Raw genomic sequence first — 19,725 nt, forward strand, 5'->3', positions numbered from 1 at the left:
AAGATGATTATAACACGACGAAACTAAAAGCAAATTAAAGTAAAATCTTTATAAAATTTTAAAGTTTTTGAAGAGTTCGTTTGTGAAAATTTATAGGATTTGAGGCTTTCCCCGGTTTTGAGCTGACAAAGACATCTAGCATTATTGTGCCTTGATTTACTCCGGTAGCAGCCACTGCGTCACCAGAGCAAATGCCCATATCGCCAAAATATTTTACATATACTTTAAAGGTAAAGAGGTCGCCAAATTCACCACTTATCGGATTGTCTTCACTTGCATTTTTGCTTTGCTTCCCTAGGCAAGTGGTGCTAAAGTCATTGCTTATGATAGCTAGCATGGCGTACTCAGTTGCTGCGCGAGCTACTAGCTCACTTTGCTCTCTTAGATAAATTTCACTATTTTGCTTAACTGAAGTGCTAGCGATCGAAAGAGCCAGCATACAAATAGAGCTTGCGATAACCACAAAAAATATCGCCGCAATGAGTGTAAAACCTCTCCTCATCAATAGACCGCCTTTGACTTGCAGATGGTTACCTCTGAGTTTTTTGCCCTCATGCAAAGTTTTAGCACGATGACGCCATTTTTTTCAGTAAAAACAAACCTCGTAACGTTTTTGGCAAGGGTTGCTTTTTCGCCATTTTGTTTATATTTTTCTCCCATCCATGGACGATAGTCGTAGTATAAATTTAGATCAAAGACGCCGTTTGCTGTATCTTTTGGATCAGCGCTTTGCTCTGGCACTATGGCATTTGCTGTGTAGGCTAGATGATACTGCTCTGAAATTTGCTTGTTAGCAAAACCTGAAATTTCTAAAGTATCGCCATCAGTGCTTTTTACGCCAACTTTTGCTATGTCTAAATTTGAAATACCTTTATACCCAAAAGAATCTTGCACATTGTAATAAACATCAGAAAATATCGCTACAACGCCACCATCTTTATCTTTAAAATCAACACAAGTGACATTTGTATCTTCCCTGCAAGTTAGATCTTTTATGGTTTCAACAACTTCGGTAGAAAAATTACTTCCAGGACTTATCAGACCAGTTGCTGGTGAGCTCTTAGCAAGATCCGCATAGCCACTATATCTGCCTGCTTTATTACCAGAAGGCACATCGTTAAAAATTTCATACGCATAGGGGATAAATTCTAAAATTTCATACTCGGCATTTAAATTTACCCCGCTATCATTTAGCGCCAAAAAAGCTCCATCAGTTTTTCTAGCGATCACGCTTGGCTTTATACGGTGCTCTAGCCTCTTTGAAATTTGCTCCAATGCGATCTCTGTTTGCGTCTCGAGCTCATTTACTGTCTTTGTCTGAAAGTAGTTTGAGTAGATGTTCATTATGGCGTTAAAGCTCATCATAGCGATGATACCAAGTACGACGATGACGACTACAAGCTCAAGAAGCGTAAAGGCTCTTTTCATTTCCACGCTTTCGTATTTAGCGAGCCACCCTCACCTAGGTTAAAAGCGTAGGCTCTTAACACCGATGTCGTCTCTTGTTTTGTGTCATTTTTATATGAAGTAGCAGTTACAATTATCTCTTTTACGTCACTGCTTTTTATTTTTAATGGTAATTTTGGCTTAAACCAGCCATTGCTCTCATTCACAATTACATTATAGTCTGAGCCAACTATATAGTCTCTGCTTTGATTTGTTGTGTTTAAATTTTTATCCAATATTCTGCCATAGTAATCCACAGACCTCACTGCCGCATCAGGTGCTAGATCTGGTGAATTTTCATAGGCAAAAACTCTATGCCCATCGCCTGTTATTTTATTTATCTTATAAAATTCGTTTCTATGATCACCTGGCTTTAAGATGATAGGAAAAAAGTAGGCTGTCTCAGCGCTACTGCCGCCAATGTTTGTTGAGACCTTTATGACCTTGTCGCTAAAAGGAGCTTTTAAGATAAGCCCCATGTAGGTCTTAGCATTCATCAAGCTCTCTTGCGTAACCGCCTTTTGATTTAGCTCAGATGTGGTCTTTAGTACAAGCGGTATCGACGTGCTGATGATCGCCACAACGACTATCGAGAGGATAAGCTCTATAAGAGAAAAGCCTCTTTTTACCAAGAAATTCTCCTATTTGTCTTATCGCTTAGATCGTTAAAGTTGTTTTCGCCACCTATGACATTTCCCACATCACCTTTGCCAGAGCCACTTTTTAGCGTCTTGCCAGCCCAGTCGCCATTTGGCACGAGAAATCTCACTGTGAAATCATTTGTCGCTGCATCTTTGTCAAATTCATTATATATAAGCCAGTTTTTTGTATGCATCTTGGCTATATCTGTAACAGCTCGGTCATTTTTTACGTAAATGTAGCTGATGCCGTCACTAAGTGCCGTCTCTTTTGCTGTATCTCGCGTAGTGTGATTTGAAAAGGTGTAACTATCGACATTGCCATAACTAGCATCGTGAAGAGGATTTACATACCATGAGTGCGTACCTGCAAACTCCTCCCAGCGAGCGCTTGATCCTGGCTTTTGCAACATAAATTTACTCTCATCGCAACCATTACAATACACTCCGTAGTAAATTTTTGCCTTAAAGCCAGTGTTTGGTCCCTCATAGTAAGGCGCGTATGTCCTAGCGTAGTAAAATTTCGCAGATGTTTTCCTAGTTGGTTTTAAGTATTGACTACCTTTTGTTTTGTTTATGCTATTTTCATCTTCGGCTAATTTTGTAAAAGTAAATATATCACTTGTTGCCTCAAAAGGATTTTTGGCTACATTTTTTTCACGCTTGAAGTTAAATTTGAGACCTATTTCAGCTGTGCCATCACTTCTAAAAGCCTCTTTTTTTACCATATAACCACCATCATGAGGCGATGCTTTTAGCTTTTGAACAATCGCATTTTGATCAGTAGTACCGAAAAATAGTATCTCACTATTTAGCTTTTTAACACCATCTTCACCACTGCTTAATTTTGACCCATTGTTGTCTATATAGTTAGGTATGATATCCCCTACCTTTATATTAAAGACAGCATTACTTGCATAGCAGCCGCTTTTATAAAGACGTGCTGTGTTGTCGCCAGAAGCTCTTGGATTTTCATTAGACAACATTGCTTTTACTTTAAATTTTAATGTCGGAGACCACAAAGTTTCTTCATTTGATATATATGAAAAGTCACTTGATATGATCTCAAAATCACTCACATCAAGGTATTCTGGGATAAAATTTAGTTGATTGTGTTGTTCTTCAAACACTATATTACAACCTATCCTACCCATGCCATCTGGATCATGACTTGGATTATTTGGATCTATTGATAAATCATTGTTGTATAAATCCAGTGGATTATTTCGGTTTTTCCTAGAGTCTCTACTATACGATTTTACGCAGTCATCTCCATGATCTGTATCTTGATCTACGCTTGTATAAACTGAGTCCATAGCATAAAAATTTGTATCTCCGATGTCTGAGAAAGAAAGTCCTACCTTGTTAGTGCTAATATTTGTAATAACTCCGATAGCCTTATTTGGGTTGTTAAAGCTTATCTCAAATTTATTTTCTCTGCTATCCTTATCTGATAGATCTGCTGGTAGAGTGCAGCCAGCAAATACCTTAGGTAGTAGTTGCGCCCCATCACCAGCCTTTATATCACTACTTGCTGTACTTATAAATCCTTTTGTAAGGTCCCCTTTAGCATCATAAGCACCGATTATAAAATCAGTATGGCTTTTACCGCCTATCATAGGGCCATTAGGCGAATCATAAATATCAAATTTGGCTGGTCTAACAGCAAAAGTATCAAAGTCTTCGCATTTTTCATCAGTTAAATTTGTAAGCTTATTAAGATAACTAAGCTTTACGTGCAGAGATGGATATGGTATCGGCACTGTTACGCTTTTTGTAAGGGTATGCGTTGCGGTAGTAAAATTATAAGTTTCTTCATGTATGACCGAATTATTTGAACTACAATCAGTCACTAGCTTTAACGTCACGTCGGTATTTGAGTCAGGTGCTTTTAAAGCCCCGTTAGTCTTATCATAGTTTGATATCGTGATATCAAAAGGCTTGTTTGCTATCTTTGTAAAAAGCCTATTTTTAAAATTTGGACCTGCGTCATCTGCTTTACTTCGCGGATAGAAGTTATTTTCCCCTTCATTAGTTACCGTTAAGTTGTAGTTTTTGGGTACACATTCATTTATCTTGCCTTTATATTTTATGGTCTTGCCAGCGATAATACTTTCATATTCAGCTTCATACTCTATCTTGCGATATTCAGAATTTGCACTTACAGTCCCTACAAATCTAATATCCGTTGGATATCGAAATGATTTTTCTATTTTGCCACCTTGAGAGCTACTAGCGTCTTGGCCGACGTAATACCTTAGATTATAATCACTTAATTTCTTAAAATAATGCGCTCCATTATCATCCATAGGGCATGCTACGGTTGATCCACCAGGTTTAAAAATTTCCGTACAACCAGATTTATCCACATAGCTCATAAATTTAGGATCAATATTGACTTTTACTTGAACCTTTTGTGCATCTTCATTGCCTTTATTTTTTATAGTAGTTAAAACTTTTATCAAGGTTCCAGGTTTTACCGAAGTAGTACCCTCCCCTCCCTTTTTTACTTCTATATCATCAGTATATATAGTTCTGCCTTCTGCATTTATACTTTGTTTAGTAGTAGAGATTGTTTCTTCATAACAAACTTCAGGGTCATAAAGTATCGTTGAAAAACCAGCCATTCCAAGATTTATCCTATCACCTTGGATATTGTCACCTATCTTTTCAGCCTTTACATTAAACTTAATATCAACCTCACTTTGCCTATGTGACATGAAATTTGATATATCAAATATATCTAGATCCATCATTGCATTATATTTTTTATTTACATTGGCAAGTTTGCCAAATCTCGTTATAGATGAGTCAAACTGATTGTGTTGTAAATTTAATCCTGACGGAGATGCGGCAGTAAAAAGACTCTCGAATGGACCATCTTTCTTTTTTATCATTATATCTTCGCCTGTGATCTCTTTGCGTCCACCAAAACCCATAAATGCCAAACTAGAATCTATAGTTCCAGCAGATGGAGTAAAAAAGTCTTCAAATTTTAAATTTATCTCTGTTTTTTGTGCACTTTTCAATACTTTGTTTCTTTCGACATTAGGCGAGATATTTGCCATACCACTATAGATATTAACATCCCTTGGTTTTATGTGCTCTGTCTCTCCAACCTTCTCGCCAAAGTCATAAACTATGACTAAGCTCCAACCACCAAACTGAGATGGCACATAGCTATATATCCAGCCTCCATCACCATATAAAACCGCACCATAAGATAAGGTTAAAGTCCTTGTTTCATTACTTATCGTTACATTATAGTTGTAGTTCCTAGATAATTTAAAGATGGTTGATGCGATATTACCAACTGCAAATGTCCTGCCAGCCTCAGTTGTACCAAGGCTATCTTGTACTAGTTTAGTTACATCAGCACTTGCTTGATAGACAAAGTACGATGCACCACTTCTTGCACCTAAATTTGATCTTTGGGCTGTTTTGTTTGGGTCAGCTGTATTATAGTGAACTGCATCTTTGTAATTGCCACTTGGATCACCGCACCAATTTGCATAGGCAGTATCATTTGGGTGATCTTTGTGATAGCAGTATGGATAGTAAGTATCTCTTGGCACTGAGTTTTTATTATAAGAAGTAAATGAACTCTCCCACTTGATATCATCATAATCAGCTTTTACAGTGTATATTCCTTTTGGTGTTTTAAATTTAACGCTTGAGTAGCCAAAAATATCTTCAAATAAATTCTTTAGTAGCTGGTATTCTGCAGTTCGTTCACCATATATGGCACCGCCCCAGTAGAGTCTTGCGTATTTTATCTTTTTACCATCTATATTATTTCGTTCAAATTCACTTTTATTTTCAAATTTAAAAGTCGCGCGAGATGAGTTTTTAAATCTCCTACCAGCTAGGCTCGACTCTTCATTGACATATGCCTTTTCTATAATCTGAGAGGTTTCAACCAAAGGATCGCCTCCAGCAGCACTTGCCTTTGGATCAAAGTTATAGCCAAGTACCCTTGGCATGATAACACTGGCTCCGATAACGTCCATATCACCAAAAATTCTTGTAAATTTATCTTGCTTACTAAGTGTATTGTCTGGATTGTTATTATCAAGATATCCGTCTAGTGTTACTGATTGGCTATCATTTGAAGTTGGATCTTTAGGATATACCACCCATGTATCTTGAGCAGGCGTAACACAGTGTTTCATACCATCAAAGTCGATCTTACAAACTTTTCCGTTACAGCTTGCCGCTTGCTCTGTGGAGCACTCACCGACACTAGCTGGCAATACAAGAGCATCAGGATCAACATCGCCAAAAACATAGATAAAAGAAAATAGGAATAAAAAAAGAATTTTCAAATTACAATCTCCGTAATGTAACTAACATAGTGGCATCTTGCCTTAGCGGGCAAGTATATCTTTTTGGTTCTAAATGTATGCTTATTTTTTGAAATTTAAAATCTATAAAAAGATGATTAGAATCTACCAAGAAATTCTCCTATTTGTCTTCTTGCTTAGGTCTTTAAAATTTCCATCAGCGCCCACTACATTTCCGACATCGCCCTTTTCTGAGCCTTCTTTTAGCGTCTTACCAGCCCAGTTGCCATCTGGCACTAGAAATTTTAATGTAAAATCATTTGTTGTAGCATCTTTATTAAATTCATTATATATTAGACACATATTTGCATGCATCTTTGCTATGTCTTTAACTGGCTTTTGGTTGCTTACGAAAATTAGTTGTTCGCCATTATTTACAGCACTTACATTATTTCCTAAAACTGTATTATTAGAAAAGCTAAAATCATCAAATTTAAGCACTCCTACTTTATGTGAAGGATTTACATACCATGAAGTAGCCGCTGGAAAAGCTTGCCATATACCAGTACCGCTTGTTAAGTATGTAGCTTTGTCGCAATCATCACAATATGCACCATAATAAATTTTGGCAAAAAATCCATCTGCAGGACCCTCGTAGTAAGGCGCATAGACCCTGCCATAGTAGAAATTTGCCGATGTTTTTTTGGCTGGAGATTCATATTTATAAGACTTAGAATTTATAATCCTATCTAAATTATCAAGATTAAAATCATCGCTAGATACCGTAAAAGGGTTTTTAGCGTGATCTACTTTTCTAGAGAAGTTAAAAAATACCTCAGCGCTAGCCTTGCCTTCTTCAAAAGCACTTTTTTTAATATAAAACATACCTTTTTTAGCGTTAGGATCAGTTAATTTTTTAGTATTTGATCCAAGAACTTCAAAAAACAAAATTTCTTCATTTGCCTTTTCAAGTGTGCCAACATTGCCGTTGTTATCTGTGAAATTTAAAGGGACTTTATGCAGTTTTAGCTCAAAATTAGCCTCATTTGCATAGCAAGCATCGACATAAAACTTTGCAGGTAGATATTTTTCATCTGAGTATCTATAGTCGCCATAAAGCTCTGGATGCAGATTTTTTAATGTATCAGATAGTTTTGCAGTCACATCAAAACTAAGTTTTACTTTTTGCATGCCGTCATTGTCAAGATAAGTCACGTCGTCGTCTTTTATGATTTTTAAATTGCTTATTTGCATATCTTCTGGGATAAACTGAAATGTGACATTGCCTTCTTTTTTAAGCTCGATATCACAGCTAACTCTACCGATACCATCTGGATCATCTGCTGGGTTGTTTGGATCAAGCACTGGTTTTCTATATTTTTTTACACAGTCATCGCCTCTTGGGGAAGCGTGCTGATCTGTTGAAGTATAACTGCTATCTACTACATAAAAAGTTGTATCACCTATATCTGAGTATGAAAAGCCATCGTTGCTATTTGCACTACGTGTGATCTTGCCAAGTCCTCCGCTTGCCTCTGTAAATTTTACATTTAGCCTGTTTTTGCTATCTAAAATGGCATTACAGATATTACCATTTTTAGCTACAAGGCTTGCAAGTAGACTATTTGCATAGCCTCTTGCTAGATCGCTATCGTTTGGCTTCATAGCAGCAAGCGAAATGGCGTCATTATATGTCTCGCCGCCAGTAAAAGACTTTGTTGAAGTACTCATAATAGTACCTGCCTCATTGTCCCAGAGTCTAAAGTGGCTTGGTCTAACGGCAAAATCATCTAAATTTTCACATGCTGTGATTTTATCTGGTGCTGTAGGATCTGTTTTTTTCTTAGGGTTAGGATGAGAAATTCTAAATTTAAGAGTGCTATAAGCCCTATCTACTTTAATATCTTTTAATAAAACCTCACTCTCTTTATCGCTAAAATTTATATTTTTTTCATATAAATTTGATGTGGCGTCGCATGACGTAACCAACTCAACCTTTACTTCCACTGGGGAGTCTGGTGCTCTTTTTTTACCATCTTCTCCGTAGTTTGTGATATAGATATCAAATGGCTTTGAGACTATCTGAGTTAAAAGTCTATTTTTAAAAGCCCCTGTGCCGTCATCTGGCTTGCTACTTGGTATAAAGTCGTTTGGTTTGTCTTCTTTCTTCACTGTTATGTTTATGTCATATGGATGGCATTTTTTGATATATGTGTCATATTGCTCCAAATTTGTAATAGGATCTGTAACTGTTGCTTTATAGCTATTTTCATTAAATTTATTCCCAACTTTAGTTTTATATACAACGTATGTATAGTCGCCTCCGTTTCTTTTTATTGTTCCACCTTTATTTGGTATAGCATCTTTTCCTAAAAAAAAGGTCAGGCTATTGCCAATAAAACGTTGCAAACCAGTGTTGTCGTTGTAGTGCTCACGTCCTGGCATACTATCAGAATAGCCAGGTACTTCCGTTGTCTTAACTATAGTTGTTGAGTTTGGTTCATATTTTTGGCTTGGATCAATAATGGTTTTTAACACAAAGTTTTTAGCATCTTCATTTTTTGACTCATTCATTACTTTTACGACAAATTTTAGTATAGTGCCCTTTTTTATATCTTTTGCCTCTATTATCTCGTTTACCACTTTTCCTTTCTGCTTTATCTCAGTTTTTTTTGCTTTTTTAAACTCGACCTTACCTGGCTCTTGATAATACAAATCCTCTACATAGCAAACTTCTGGCCTATATATACGAGTAGAGAAGCCAGCAAGCGCTAAATATATACGTTCTATACTTACCACCGATGTTCTTTTTGTTGCGACCGTAAAATTTATATCAACTTTATTTTGCCCAGGTTTAATTTTATCTGATATGTCAAATATATCTAGATCAACCAAGTTATTGTAGGCTCTACCTGGATTTATGGGCTGGCCAAATTTTGTCATAGTGGAGTTAAACTGTTCACCTTTTTTGTTTCTTTCATTTGTTATGCTTTCATATTTATTATCTTTTTTTATCTTTATATCTTCGCTACCCACTTCTATTTTGCCACCAAAAGAGAACATCGTAAGAGCCGCATCTATATTTCCTGCTTTTGGTGTGTAAAGATTGTCAAAATTAGTTTCTACGCTAGTTAGTATAGTTGTACCTTTTGGGTCATTTTTTTTAGATAGATCTGGAGCTAACTTTGCAAGACCGTCATATATACTAACTGCCTTTGGCTCTATATTATTTTTTATAGCGGTCTTATCGTCATAGTTATAGACGATAACTAAACCCCAAGCTGCAAACTGCGGAGCTATAAATAACCCCCAATAGCCATCTTTACACTTTTCTTCGCATCCTATATGCTTATTTTTTTTATTCTCTACAGGTGCAAAAAGTAGCGAACCTATTGTTTGCCTGTCGTCTAAGTGCAAAAGCTTGCTATTTGCATTATAAAATTCTCTATCGTTGTTTGGATCTAAATAATCTTTTTTAATAGGCATTGTAGTAGATCTTATATTTCCAGCAGAGAATGTCCTATTTGCATCGCCTAAACCCAAGCTCTTTTTTACTATATCCGTCACATCTGCACTTGCTGAGTATATGTAGTTTATACTAGATTTTACTGCGTATTTATAACTCTCATCACCATCTCCTCTTATATATTTAAATACTTGATCTGTCATTGACTTTGGTTGGTACTCACTAAATGAGCCAATCCAAAATATATCTTCTGGCTTGGCGTCTATGGTGACTACTGGCATATTTGGTGCTTTAAAGTCTATCCTGCTATATCCTTTTATGTACTTTAGAGCACTTGGGATGAAATTTGGCCCATTTGAGACCATCCAGTTTTGATAGGCTGAGCCGCCCCAGTAGAGTCTAGCATAGATGACATTTGCACCAGTAAGGTTGCCATCTACAAAAGTACCTTTATCACTAAAATCAAATTTAGATGAGGCTGAGTTTTTGCAATAGCTAAATTTGTTTGGATTATAAACAAAATCATCTTGACACTGCGTATAGTTGCTAGCGCCAAAACCGCCATCATTTACATATCCTTTATTAGCAGTGATTGACGATGTTTTTGTTGCGTCTTGGTTAAAATCATATCCGCCATTTTGTGGGATCATCACAGTGGCGCCAATGGTGACCATATCGCCATTTACTCTTGTATTTAGATTGCCATTTATCGCTCTTTGTTTTACTCCTAGTGCTTTATCATCCAATGCAACAAATAAGTCGTGTTCTACTCCTGGGTTTCCTGTGACATATAGATGATAGTGATCTTGTGCTAAATTTGAGGCAAATTCTTCACTATCTATCGTCCAAGTTCTAGGAAAGGTTTTTATGCAGTGTGGGATATTTTTTGAAGCTCCGCCCTGATACTCTTCGGCATCTATCAAGCAAAACTGGTCAGCACCGACGTTGCAGCTTATAGAAGCTGCCTCAGCTGGCGTGCAATCTCTTGGTACACACCAGCTAGATATAGCTATAAAGCAAAGTAGATATACGATCTTCAACGCTACCTCCTTAGCAGGAAAAAATCAATCCTTGATTTTCAAAAATATTTAGTTATAAATTATTTTTGTATAAAATTTTCTATCATCTCAGCTTGTCCGTATTGTGGATATTTTGTAACGTCTAAAACCACTTGAGACAAGGTCATATTGTCCATATTACAAACGATAGGAGCTACGAAATTCACGGTTGATTTCTCAAGCGGAAGCGCAACCACGATGATGTTATAAATTCTAAGTTGTGAGCTCTCTTTGATCTCCATAAGCTCTTCATAATAACTTGGTATGTCAAATTCGTAGCTTCTTAATGCAAAAGGATTTATCATAGTAAAAGATGTTTCGTCATCTTTGCTTGCCAGCTTAACAAAAAATTTGTCGAGCTCAATCAGTTCCATCGTCTTGATATGCTCGAAGCCTAAAATAGGGCTTTTAACACTAAAAATCATACTAACTCCTGTTTTGTAAAATTGCCTTATTTTAGCATAGTTTTAAAAAATTTATACAAAAATAATGGCAAAAAATGTAGAATACGTGAATTTAAACTTTTTAAGGAAAAGCATGAAAAGATTTTCTAAATTTCTAGCAGTTGTGGCTCTTTTAGGGCTTTTTAGCGGTTGTGCTGAAAAATACACCGAGCTTTACAACCTAAGCCCAGACGAGTGGTACTCTCAGGTCATCGCTGACATAAAAGATGGCGATCTGGAGTCAGCTGATAAACACTACGTTTCAATGGCTAGCGAGCACGTAGCAAGCCCGCTTTTGGAGCAAATTTTACTCATCCTTGCCCAAGCTCACGCAAATGACGAAGAGTATCTAATGGCAAATCACTATCTTGATGAATACATCAAAAGATACGGCGATAACGGCCCAAAAACAGAATTTGCCCAGTATCTAAAGATAAAAGCAAATTTTGACTCATTTACCCAGCCAAACCGCAACCAAAAGCTAATGGAAGATAGCGTAACTGAGATCGAGAAATTTCTTTATATGTATCCAAACACCGAGTATAAGCCACTTATCGAGACTATGCTTATCAAATTTAAACTAGCGCTTTACTTCCTAGATATGCAAATAGCAGATCTTTACAAGAGAACTGGCCGTGACGTTTCGGCTAAAATTTACGAGCAAAAGCTAGAAGAGTCGCCATTTAGAAGCTCTGATCTTATCAAACCTGACGTGGCATGGTATAGAAAACTGTTTGAATAGGAGAAATTTTGCAAATAAACGAAAACAAAAGCTTGCCAACCGAAATTCCTATTATCGTTGAGGACGAGCTATTTTTATATCCATTTATGATAACGCCGCTTTTTTTGAGCGACGAAGAAAATTTAAAAGCCCTTGAGCTAGCCATACAAGGAGAAACGCCGATCCTTGTCGTGCCTACAAAGCCCCAGCAAGACGGCGCTAGAGACTTTGACGGCATCTATGACGCAGGCGTAATCGGCACGATAATGCGCCGTGTGCCGCTACCTGATGGCCGCGTAAAAGTGCTATTTCAGGGCATAGACAAAGGTAAAATTTTAAAACAATCAGGTATAAATCCACTCCGTGGCATCGTCGATATGCTCCACGTCAAGCGCCCATCACAGGTCAAAACTGACGCTCTTATCGTAGTTTTGCGAGAAAAAGTAAGAGAGCTTTCGCAGTTTAGCCACTTTTTCCCACCTGATCTTTTAAAAACGATCGAAGAGAGCGCTGAGGCGATCAGAGTTTGCGACCTAGTTTCAAGTGCGCTTCGCCTAAAAAAACAGATCGCTTATAGCTTTTTTGTCGAAGAAAATTTAGAGCAGCGCCTACTAAAACTCATCGACTACGTCATCGAAGAGATCGAGGCAAACAAGCTTCAAAAAGAGATCAAAAATAAAGTGCATTCAAAGATCGACAAGACAAATAAAGAGTACTTTTTAAAAGAGCAACTAAAGCAAATTCAAGCTGAGCTTGGGGCGGATACGAGCCGTGAAGAGGAGCTTGAAGAGTACCGCAAAAAGCTTGATGCGAAGAAGAAATTTATGGCTGAGGACGCCTATAAAGAGATCAAAAAACAAATAGACAAGCTCTCTCGCATGCACCCAGACTCAGCCGACGCAAACACCTTGCAAAGCTACCTTGACTGGGTGCTTGAAATTCCATTTGAAAATGTAGCTAAGAAAAAGTCATCTATCGCCGAAGTGAGCAAGCACCTAAATGCCGACCACTACAGTCTTGAAAAGCCAAAAGAGCGCATAGAGGAGTATTTTGCTTTGCGTGAGCTTTTGGAGCTTAGAGGAGTTGGCGAAAAGGTAAATAACGGCGCCATTTTATGCTTTGCAGGCCCTCCAGGGGTAGGTAAAACAAGCCTCGCCAACTCGATCGCAAAGGCGCTAAAGCGTGAGTTAGTTAGGATCGCACTTGGCGGACTTGAGGACGTAAACGAGCTAAGAGGCCACCGCCGCACCTATATAGGCGCTATGCCAGGCCGCATCGTGCAAGGACTCATAGAAGCCAAGCAGATGAACCCGGTGGTTGTTTTAGACGAGATCGACAAGGTTGGCAGAAGCTATAGAGGCGATCCGACCGCTGTTTTACTTGAGATTTTAGACCCAGAGCAAAATAATAAATTTAGAGACTACTACCTAAATTTCAACATCGATCTTAGCAAGATCATCTTCATCGCCACAGCAAATGACGTGAGCATGATACCAGCTGCACTTCGCGACAGGATGGAGTTTATCGAGCTTAGCTCATATACCCCACAAGAGAAATTTGAGATCGCTAAAAAATATCTCTTGCCTCAAGAGCTTAAAAAGCACGGCCTAAAACCAAGCGATGTAAACATCAGCAAAGAGGCACTTGAGCTAATAATTAGCGACTACACAAGAGAGAGTGGCGTGCGAAATTTACGCCGCAGGATCGCTGACATACTAAGAAAAGTCGCCAAAAATATCCTAACTAAAAAGAATGAAGGCAAGATCAGTGTCACGGCTAAAAATTTAAAAGAGTTTTTAGAGAAAAAGGTCTATGAGATAGAGCCAGCGGATAAAAAAGATCAGATCGGCTTGGTAAATGGCCTAGCGTGGACTAGTGTCGGTGGCGACGTGCTAAGGATCGAGGCTATAAGGATCCAAGGCAAAGGCAATATGCAGATCACCGGCCAACTAGGCGACGTGATGAAAGAGAGCGCTCAGATAGCATTTAGCGTGGTAAAAGTGCTGATCGATAATAAAAAGCTAAAAGTGCCAATGACTATCGTGCCAAAATTTGACGACGACAAACACAAGCTAGAAGCCAGCGACGTTTATAGACGCTACGATCTTCACTTGCACGTGCCAGAGGGCGCTGTGCCAAAAGACGGACCAAGCGCTGGTATCACGATGACAACGGCGATCGCGTCGATACTTACTGATACAAAAATAAGACACGATGTGGCGATGACTGGCGAGATCACGCTAAGTGGCAGGGTGCTACCTATCGGCGGGCTAAAAGAGAAGCTCATCGCCGCTCACAAAGCTGGCATCAAAACAGCTCTGATACCTCGTAAAAACTACGACCGCGACCTTGTTGATATCCCAGCTGAAGTAAAAGACGACATGAAGATCATCGCCGTAGATACGATCGATGATGTACTAAAAAACGCTCTTGTAGCTAAAAAATAATCCCTATTCTAGCCCCATTTGTCTCACTTGGGGCTAGGGAATTTTATAAATTTTGACTATCCTAAAATCCAAGTAAAAAGCCATATAGTGCATAGAAGTAATTAATAATTAATAATATAACACATGCGACACACTAAAAAAATTAGGCAAATTTTAAAATTTATAAGCATGTATATCACACATCGCCAAATTTAAACTTGCTAGAGTTTTAATTTGCATGCTGTGCTTCAGCACCATTGCATGCACCTCTAACGTGCGAGGGGATTGGAGGATTTAAAAAGGGGGATAAGGGGACGGCCTCGTAACTCGAGTCCCCTTGTCCCCCTTTGGATAAAAAAGCTAGAATTTCTTCTTCCTAACCTCTTCAACTATAGCTTTAGCCATCTCATCTACTTCAGATGTTACTTCGTTTGCTTGGTTTGCAATTACCACATTCTCTTTTGTTAGATTATCTATTTGAGCAACTGATTGATTTATCATATTGATGCCTTCACTTTGCTCTTTGATTGATTCACTCATCTCATTTATTGATTGAGCTAGGACATTTGTATTTGCTTCTATTTCACCAAGTGATTTTTGAGTACGTTCAGCTAGTTTTCTAACTTCATCAGCAACAACTGCAAATCCTCTACCGTGTTCTCCTGCACGTGCAGCTTCAATAGCAGCATTAAGAGCTAGAAGGTTAGTTTGATCTGCTATATCTCTAATGATAGTTATGATGTTTTTAATCTCATCACTTTGTCTTATAACATCAGCTGTCTTTTGAGAGATGGCATTCATTGAGCTTGACATTTGCTCAACTGCAGCAGCAGATTCTTGTAAGCTATTTGCTTGAGTATTTGCTGAGCTTGCTACTTTAGATACTGAGCTTGCTAGAAGTTTAGCTTTTTCTTCTAGTACTTGTGCTTGGTTTAGATTGTCATTTAGCATTTTAGATATCTCTATGCCTAGAGAGTTTATACCACTTGCTATCTTACCATCATCATCAAGTCTTTTTGTAAAGTCTTGGTTTTTATAAGTGTTTAGTAGATCAAGTACATCTTTGCCATTACTTGAGATTGCATTTTTAAGAGCAAGTTGTAGATCTTTAAATGTGCTTTTTAGTTGATTTAGAGCTGGGTTATTAGTATCAGCTTCTAGGCTTGCTTCATAGTTGCCATCTTTTATCTCATTTACAAAGGTGTTGGCTTTTTGGATGAAGATACTTTGATCTTTCATACCATCTTCAATGGCCTTTGTGTTTTTGTTTATTAGCTCTGCCATTTGGCCAAATTCATCTTTAGATGTTATCTCTATAGGCTGGGCTTTGTTTGTCTTGTGATTTAGTAGATCAAAGAAAGATAGTAGGCCTGTTTTTAGTTTGAGGATGATTTTTAGGAGGTAAGACGACATTAGAAGTGAAACTATCACAGAGATAATGATCGCTGCTAAGATAACGCCGATAGCTGAGTAAAATAGCGTATGCAAATCTTTTAAAAGCACATCCTCATCCATCTCGCCAAATAGGTACCAATCAAGGCTTGGGATATATTTTGAGCCAATTATCAAATTTCTCGTGCCGTTAAAGTGACGGATGACGCCGCCATTTTTATTCATCAAGACATCAAATTTCTCTTTGCCAAGGACATCTTTTACATTTACTTTGCCGACCCTATCGCTCTTTTCTATCTTTACGATGCCACTTGAATCAACCATTAGGAATTTACTGCCCTCGCCCATGCTTTTTGAAGTGACTAAATTTACGATGTCATCAAGGTTCATGCCTATCGCGCTGACACCATAAAATTTGCCGTCTTTTTCAACCTTGCTATTTACATAAAGCGTTAGCGAACCAGTAGCTTCTGAGACTTGGATGTTTAGAGAATTTACCTCTTTGCCATTTTTAACGTCAAAGTACCAGCTATCACGTGGATTGTCCTTGCTAAGCTGTTTTAAAATTTTGTCGTTTGTGTAGTAGTTTAGAGTTTTATCAGAGACAAACATTGCCGTTGAGAGATTAAACGCCTTCATAAGGTCGGTGTTGTAGCTAAAAAGCGTCGCCAATCCGTCCTTTGGCTCGCCCTCGTCGATCCACTTGAGAAGATAGTCGTTTTTAGTCATCTGATAAGAGGTGTTAATGATCTTATCTATGGCATAGCCGATCTCACCTGCAACGTTAGAGACAGCTAGTGGTAGCTCATCTTTCACAACTTTTTCTGTATATAGGTTGCGAGCTATGTTGTAACTAATGAGGCTAACGCCGATTAGTAGCAGCACGATCACAGCTGTCAAAATAACAGAAATTTTAATCCTTAAAGACTTCATAAATCACTCCTTGATCAATATTTGCGTAATTATTCAACTTTTTATATAAAAGTAAAATTAATTTAAATAAATCTGAAATTTTGTTTTAACTATGTCACTTTATGGGGTTATAATGACACAAATTTAAATCACTCACTGCCATAAAGTGCTAAAAATTTCTAAGCAATTTTTCAAACTGCACACCATACCACGTGCGATTATTATCTTTTAGCGTGATCTTGATGCTCTCGAGCACAAAATTTGCTGCCTTTTTGATAGCATTTTGCATGCTTTCGCCATTTATAAGTGAGCCAAAAAGCACTGAAGCGAAGATATCTCCAGTGCCACTTGCGTGAAAGGGCAAATACTCGTGAAAATACTCCACTTTTTCTTTCGTCTTTGCATCATAAGCTATGATACCACACTCATTTTGCTTGTATCTAATGCCCTTTAAAACGATCTTTCGCGCGCCAAAACTAGCCAAGCCATCAAGCAACTCCAAAATGTAATCCTCGCCATATCCCTCGCTTAAAAATGACTTTTCACACATAAAACTTGCCTCAGTTATGTTTGGCGTGATGACGTGAGCCTTTGTGCAAAGCTCTCTCATCTTTGCCACAAATTTCTCATCAAACCCGTGATAAAGCTTGCCATTATCGCCCATGCAAGGATCCACAAGCCTTAGCAAAGAGCCGCTGTCAAATTCAGCAAAGACCTTCTCTATAAGCTCAAGCTGCCTAAAACTACCTAAAAATCCAGTGTAAATTCCATCAAAGCTGATGCCCTCTTTGTGCCAAACCTGCGTTATAGCGTCAAATTCATCAGTTAGATCACGAAAAGTGAAATTTTTAAAGCCAGTGTGAGTTGAGAGCAGTGCCGTTGGCAAGATGCACGCCTCGATACCTTGGGCGCTGATTATGGGAAGTGCGACGGTGAGTGAGCATTTGCCCACGCATGAGATGTCTTGTATAGTTAAAATTCGCTTCATCTATCATCTCAATTTATAAAATTTAACGCCGGCAACGTCAGTTTGATAAACCACGCCGTCTTGCAAAAGGCTGTTTAAAATTTGCTTTGAGTGCTCTGAGAAATTTTCTTCTACATTTGCCGTAGTTTGCGGACGGCGCTCTAGCATGGCTAAAATTTCACTCTTGCTAAATTCATACTTTTGCTCTATCTTGTGAGCCCTAGCTATGGTGACTGGCACGCCTTTTATCTTGCTTGCAAGCTCTTCAAGCCTACTAGCATCAACGCCTTTTACATTGTAAGCTGGCGGGCGATCTATCGTACCCACATCCACTCGGTGTGGGGCTATCTCATTTATAGCCTCATTAAGCGCCATAAATTCCTCTTCTTTGTCGTTAAATCCGGCCACGACCAAAATTTCAAGCACAAGCTCGCCCTTAAATTCCTTGCGAAATTTAGCCATCGCTTTTACAAGCTCTCCAACTTCTATGCCACTTTTGTTGCGGTCTATCTTTTTAAATGTGCCTTGCACGGCGCTATCAAGGCTAAATTTAACTATATCAAGCCCTTGCAAGGCTTCACAAATTTTTTGGTCCCTCACACCTGAGCCGTTGCTTAGGATTAGAGTTTTTGCCTTGCCTTTTATCTCATTTACTTTTGCCACCAGCTCTTTTAAGTGCGGATAAAGAGTTGGCTCTCCATTTGCTGTAAGCGTGATGACATCGATGTTTTGATGAGCTTTTAAAGCTTCTTTTAAAGCGCTTATGATTTCATTAACGCTTTGAGGTTTTTCTATCTCTTCAACCGGCTTTGCGCCCTTTAGCTCGCAATAAACGCAGTCAAAATTGCATGATTTTTGCTTTGGGCTTAGATCGATGCCAAGGCTCATGCCAAAACGGCGCGAATTTATCGGTCCAAAGACGACAGTGCTATCTTGCACTTTTTCTTTGAACCTCTTTTATGAAATATTTTGCGTTTTCAACTGGCACATCTGGCAAGATCCCGTGACCAAGGTTGAAAATGTGCGGCGCACCTCTCATCGTGCTTAAAATTTTATCCACGCCCTCATCGATCGCTTTTTTGCTATATAGCCTTGTTGGCTCCATGTTGCCCTGAAGGACGTATCTTGGGCTAAGTTTTTCTTTTGCTAGCTCTATCGGCGTGCTCCAATCGACGCCAAAAACGTCAAATTTACCTGAAATTTTATCCATATATCCGCTTATACCTTTTGGGAAAACGATGACTGGGATCTCTGGAAACTCAGCCTTTACGCTATCAACTATCTTGTTTATATAGCTAAATCCAAACTCAAAATAAGCCTGCTCTTCAAGTGCAGCCGCCCAGCTGTCAAAAATTTGCACCGCATTGACGCCTGCTTTTATCTGCTCTTTGACGTAAAGAATGAGCGCTTGCGTCACTTTTTCTAAAATTTGATGTAGAAATTCTGGATTTTGATAGAGCATCTTTTTGCAGACCGCATAGTTTTTGCTGCCACCACCCTCTATCATATATGTAGCTATCGTCCAAGGTGCTCCGCAAAAGCCAATGAGCGCCTTATCTTTGGCTAAATTTTCTCTTGTAAGTTTGATCGTGTCATAGACATATGCTAAGCTTTTAACCGATCTTTCGATGCTAAGTGCATCAAGTGCGGCCTCATCACGCAAAGGCTTTGTAAAAACTGGTCCCTCGCCCTTTTCAAAGCGCAGATCCATACCCATTTCAAGTGGCACGACAAGGATATCGCTAAACAAAATAGCCGCATCAACGCCAAGTATATAAACTGGCTGAAGCGTGACCTCGCTAGCCTTTTTATAGTCTTTGCAAAGTGATAAAAAGTCCCCAGCTTTAGCTCTTACAGCCATATATTCTGGTAGATATCTGCCAGCTTGGCGCATCATCCAAACAGGCGTGTATGGCGTAGGTTTTTTAAGGCAAGCGTCTATAAAAATCATCAAATTTCCTTTAAATTTTTAA

12 protein-coding genes and 1 pseudogene are annotated in these 19,725 nt (G+C 38.5%); 2 read left to right on the plus strand and 11 right to left on the minus strand.

Annotation, left to right across the window (positions count from 1 at the left end; all coding sequences use genetic code 11):
* Window positions 1-58: 58 nt before the first annotated feature.
* The 6 genes from MTT09_RS07855 to fliW form a co-directional block, all read right to left on the minus strand.
* Window positions 59-502: a hypothetical protein gene (locus tag MTT09_RS07855; RefSeq protein WP_429803436.1), complete on the minus strand. Its 444-nt coding sequence runs from the start codon at window positions 500-502 to the stop codon at window positions 59-61.
* Entirely contained in the window at window positions 502-1,428 is a 927-nt protein-coding gene (locus tag MTT09_RS07860; RefSeq protein ID WP_429803437.1) for a prepilin-type N-terminal cleavage/methylation domain-containing protein, read from the minus strand. Before MTT09_RS07860 ends, MTT09_RS07855 begins: the two co-directional genes overlap by 1 nt.
* Window positions 1,425-2,078, minus strand: a complete 654-nt coding sequence (locus MTT09_RS07865; RefSeq protein WP_149711857.1) for a type II secretion system protein — start codon at window positions 2,076-2,078, stop codon at window positions 1,425-1,427. The genes MTT09_RS07860 and MTT09_RS07865 overlap by 4 nt, the downstream gene beginning before the upstream one ends.
* A complete protein-coding gene (locus tag MTT09_RS07870; RefSeq protein WP_429803438.1) occupies window positions 2,072-6,409 on the minus strand; it encodes a hypothetical protein in 4,338 nt (1,445 codons plus the stop codon). The genes MTT09_RS07865 and MTT09_RS07870 overlap by 7 nt, the downstream gene beginning before the upstream one ends.
* A gap of 123 nt (window positions 6,410-6,532) precedes the next feature.
* The gene (locus MTT09_RS07875; protein ID WP_429803439.1) at window positions 6,533-10,873 is read right to left on the minus strand and encodes a hypothetical protein; all 4,341 of its coding nucleotides are present in this window, start codon (window positions 10,871-10,873) and stop codon (window positions 6,533-6,535) included.
* Between the two features lie 59 nt (window positions 10,874-10,932).
* Window positions 10,933-11,316: a flagellar assembly protein FliW gene (fliW, locus tag MTT09_RS07880; protein WP_103647732.1), complete on the minus strand. Its 384-nt coding sequence runs from the start codon at window positions 11,314-11,316 to the stop codon at window positions 10,933-10,935.
* 112 nt (window positions 11,317-11,428) lie between these two features.
* Here fliW and MTT09_RS07885 point away from each other — a divergent pair, with 112 nt between their 5' ends.
* Both MTT09_RS07885 and lon read left to right on the plus strand, forming a co-directional pair.
* Window positions 11,429-12,076 (plus strand): outer membrane protein assembly factor BamD, encoded by a 648-nt coding sequence (locus MTT09_RS07885; protein ID WP_429803440.1) that lies wholly within the window; start codon window positions 11,429-11,431, stop codon window positions 12,074-12,076.
* An 8-nt stretch (window positions 12,077-12,084) separates the two neighbouring features.
* Window positions 12,085-14,502: an endopeptidase La gene (gene lon, locus MTT09_RS07890; RefSeq protein ID WP_429803441.1), complete on the plus strand. Its 2,418-nt coding sequence runs from the start codon at window positions 12,085-12,087 to the stop codon at window positions 14,500-14,502.
* A 339-nt stretch (window positions 14,503-14,841) separates the two neighbouring features.
* Here lon and MTT09_RS07895 read toward each other — a convergent pair whose 3' ends face one another.
* From MTT09_RS07895 to hemE, 5 genes and pseudogenes are all read right to left on the minus strand, one after another.
* Window positions 14,842-15,996 (minus strand): methyl-accepting chemotaxis protein, encoded by a 1,155-nt coding sequence (locus MTT09_RS07895; RefSeq protein ID WP_429803728.1) that lies wholly within the window; start codon window positions 15,994-15,996, stop codon window positions 14,842-14,844.
* Between the two features lie 15 nt (window positions 15,997-16,011).
* Window positions 16,012-16,806 (minus strand): annotated as a pseudogene (locus MTT09_RS07900) (cache domain-containing protein); the annotation flags it as partial.
* 148 nt (window positions 16,807-16,954) lie between these two features.
* A complete protein-coding gene (locus MTT09_RS07905; protein WP_103596853.1) occupies window positions 16,955-17,773 on the minus strand; it encodes a pyridoxamine kinase in 819 nt (272 codons plus the stop codon).
* Window positions 17,774-17,776: 3 nt separating this feature from the next.
* On the minus strand, window positions 17,777-18,691 hold the full coding sequence (locus tag MTT09_RS07910) for a radical SAM protein (protein ID WP_429803442.1): 915 nt from the start codon (window positions 18,689-18,691) through the stop codon (window positions 17,777-17,779).
* The gene (gene hemE / locus MTT09_RS07915) at window positions 18,681-19,703 is read right to left on the minus strand and encodes a uroporphyrinogen decarboxylase (protein ID WP_429803443.1); all 1,023 of its coding nucleotides are present in this window, start codon (window positions 19,701-19,703) and stop codon (window positions 18,681-18,683) included. Before hemE ends, MTT09_RS07910 begins: the two co-directional genes overlap by 11 nt.
* Window positions 19,704-19,725: the final 22 nt, after the last annotated feature.

The sequence above is a fragment of the Campylobacter concisus genome, assembly GCF_050447505.1.
Taxonomy (GTDB): domain Bacteria; phylum Campylobacterota; class Campylobacteria; order Campylobacterales; family Campylobacteraceae; genus Campylobacter_A; species Campylobacter_A concisus_BP.

Coding starts and splice junctions, on each gene's coding strand:
- MTT09_RS07905 (WP_103596853.1), bottom strand. CDS start 17,773: ATGAAGCGAATTTTAACTATACAAGACATCTCATGCGTGGGCAAATGC.
- fliW (WP_103647732.1), bottom strand. CDS start 11,316: ATGATTTTTAGTGTTAAAAGCCCTATTTTAGGCTTCGAGCATATCAAG.
- MTT09_RS07855 (WP_429803436.1), bottom strand. CDS start 502: ATGAGGAGAGGTTTTACACTCATTGCGGCGATATTTTTTGTGGTTATC.
- MTT09_RS07885 (WP_429803440.1), top strand. CDS start 11,429: ATGAAAAGATTTTCTAAATTTCTAGCAGTTGTGGCTCTTTTAGGGCTT.
- MTT09_RS07895 (WP_429803728.1), bottom strand. CDS start 15,996: ATGGATGAGGATGTGCTTTTAAAAGATTTGCATACGCTATTTTACTCA.
- MTT09_RS07860 (WP_429803437.1), bottom strand. CDS start 1,428: ATGAAAAGAGCCTTTACGCTTCTTGAGCTTGTAGTCGTCATCGTCGTA.
- hemE (WP_429803443.1), bottom strand. CDS start 19,703: ATGATTTTTATAGACGCTTGCCTTAAAAAACCTACGCCATACACGCCT.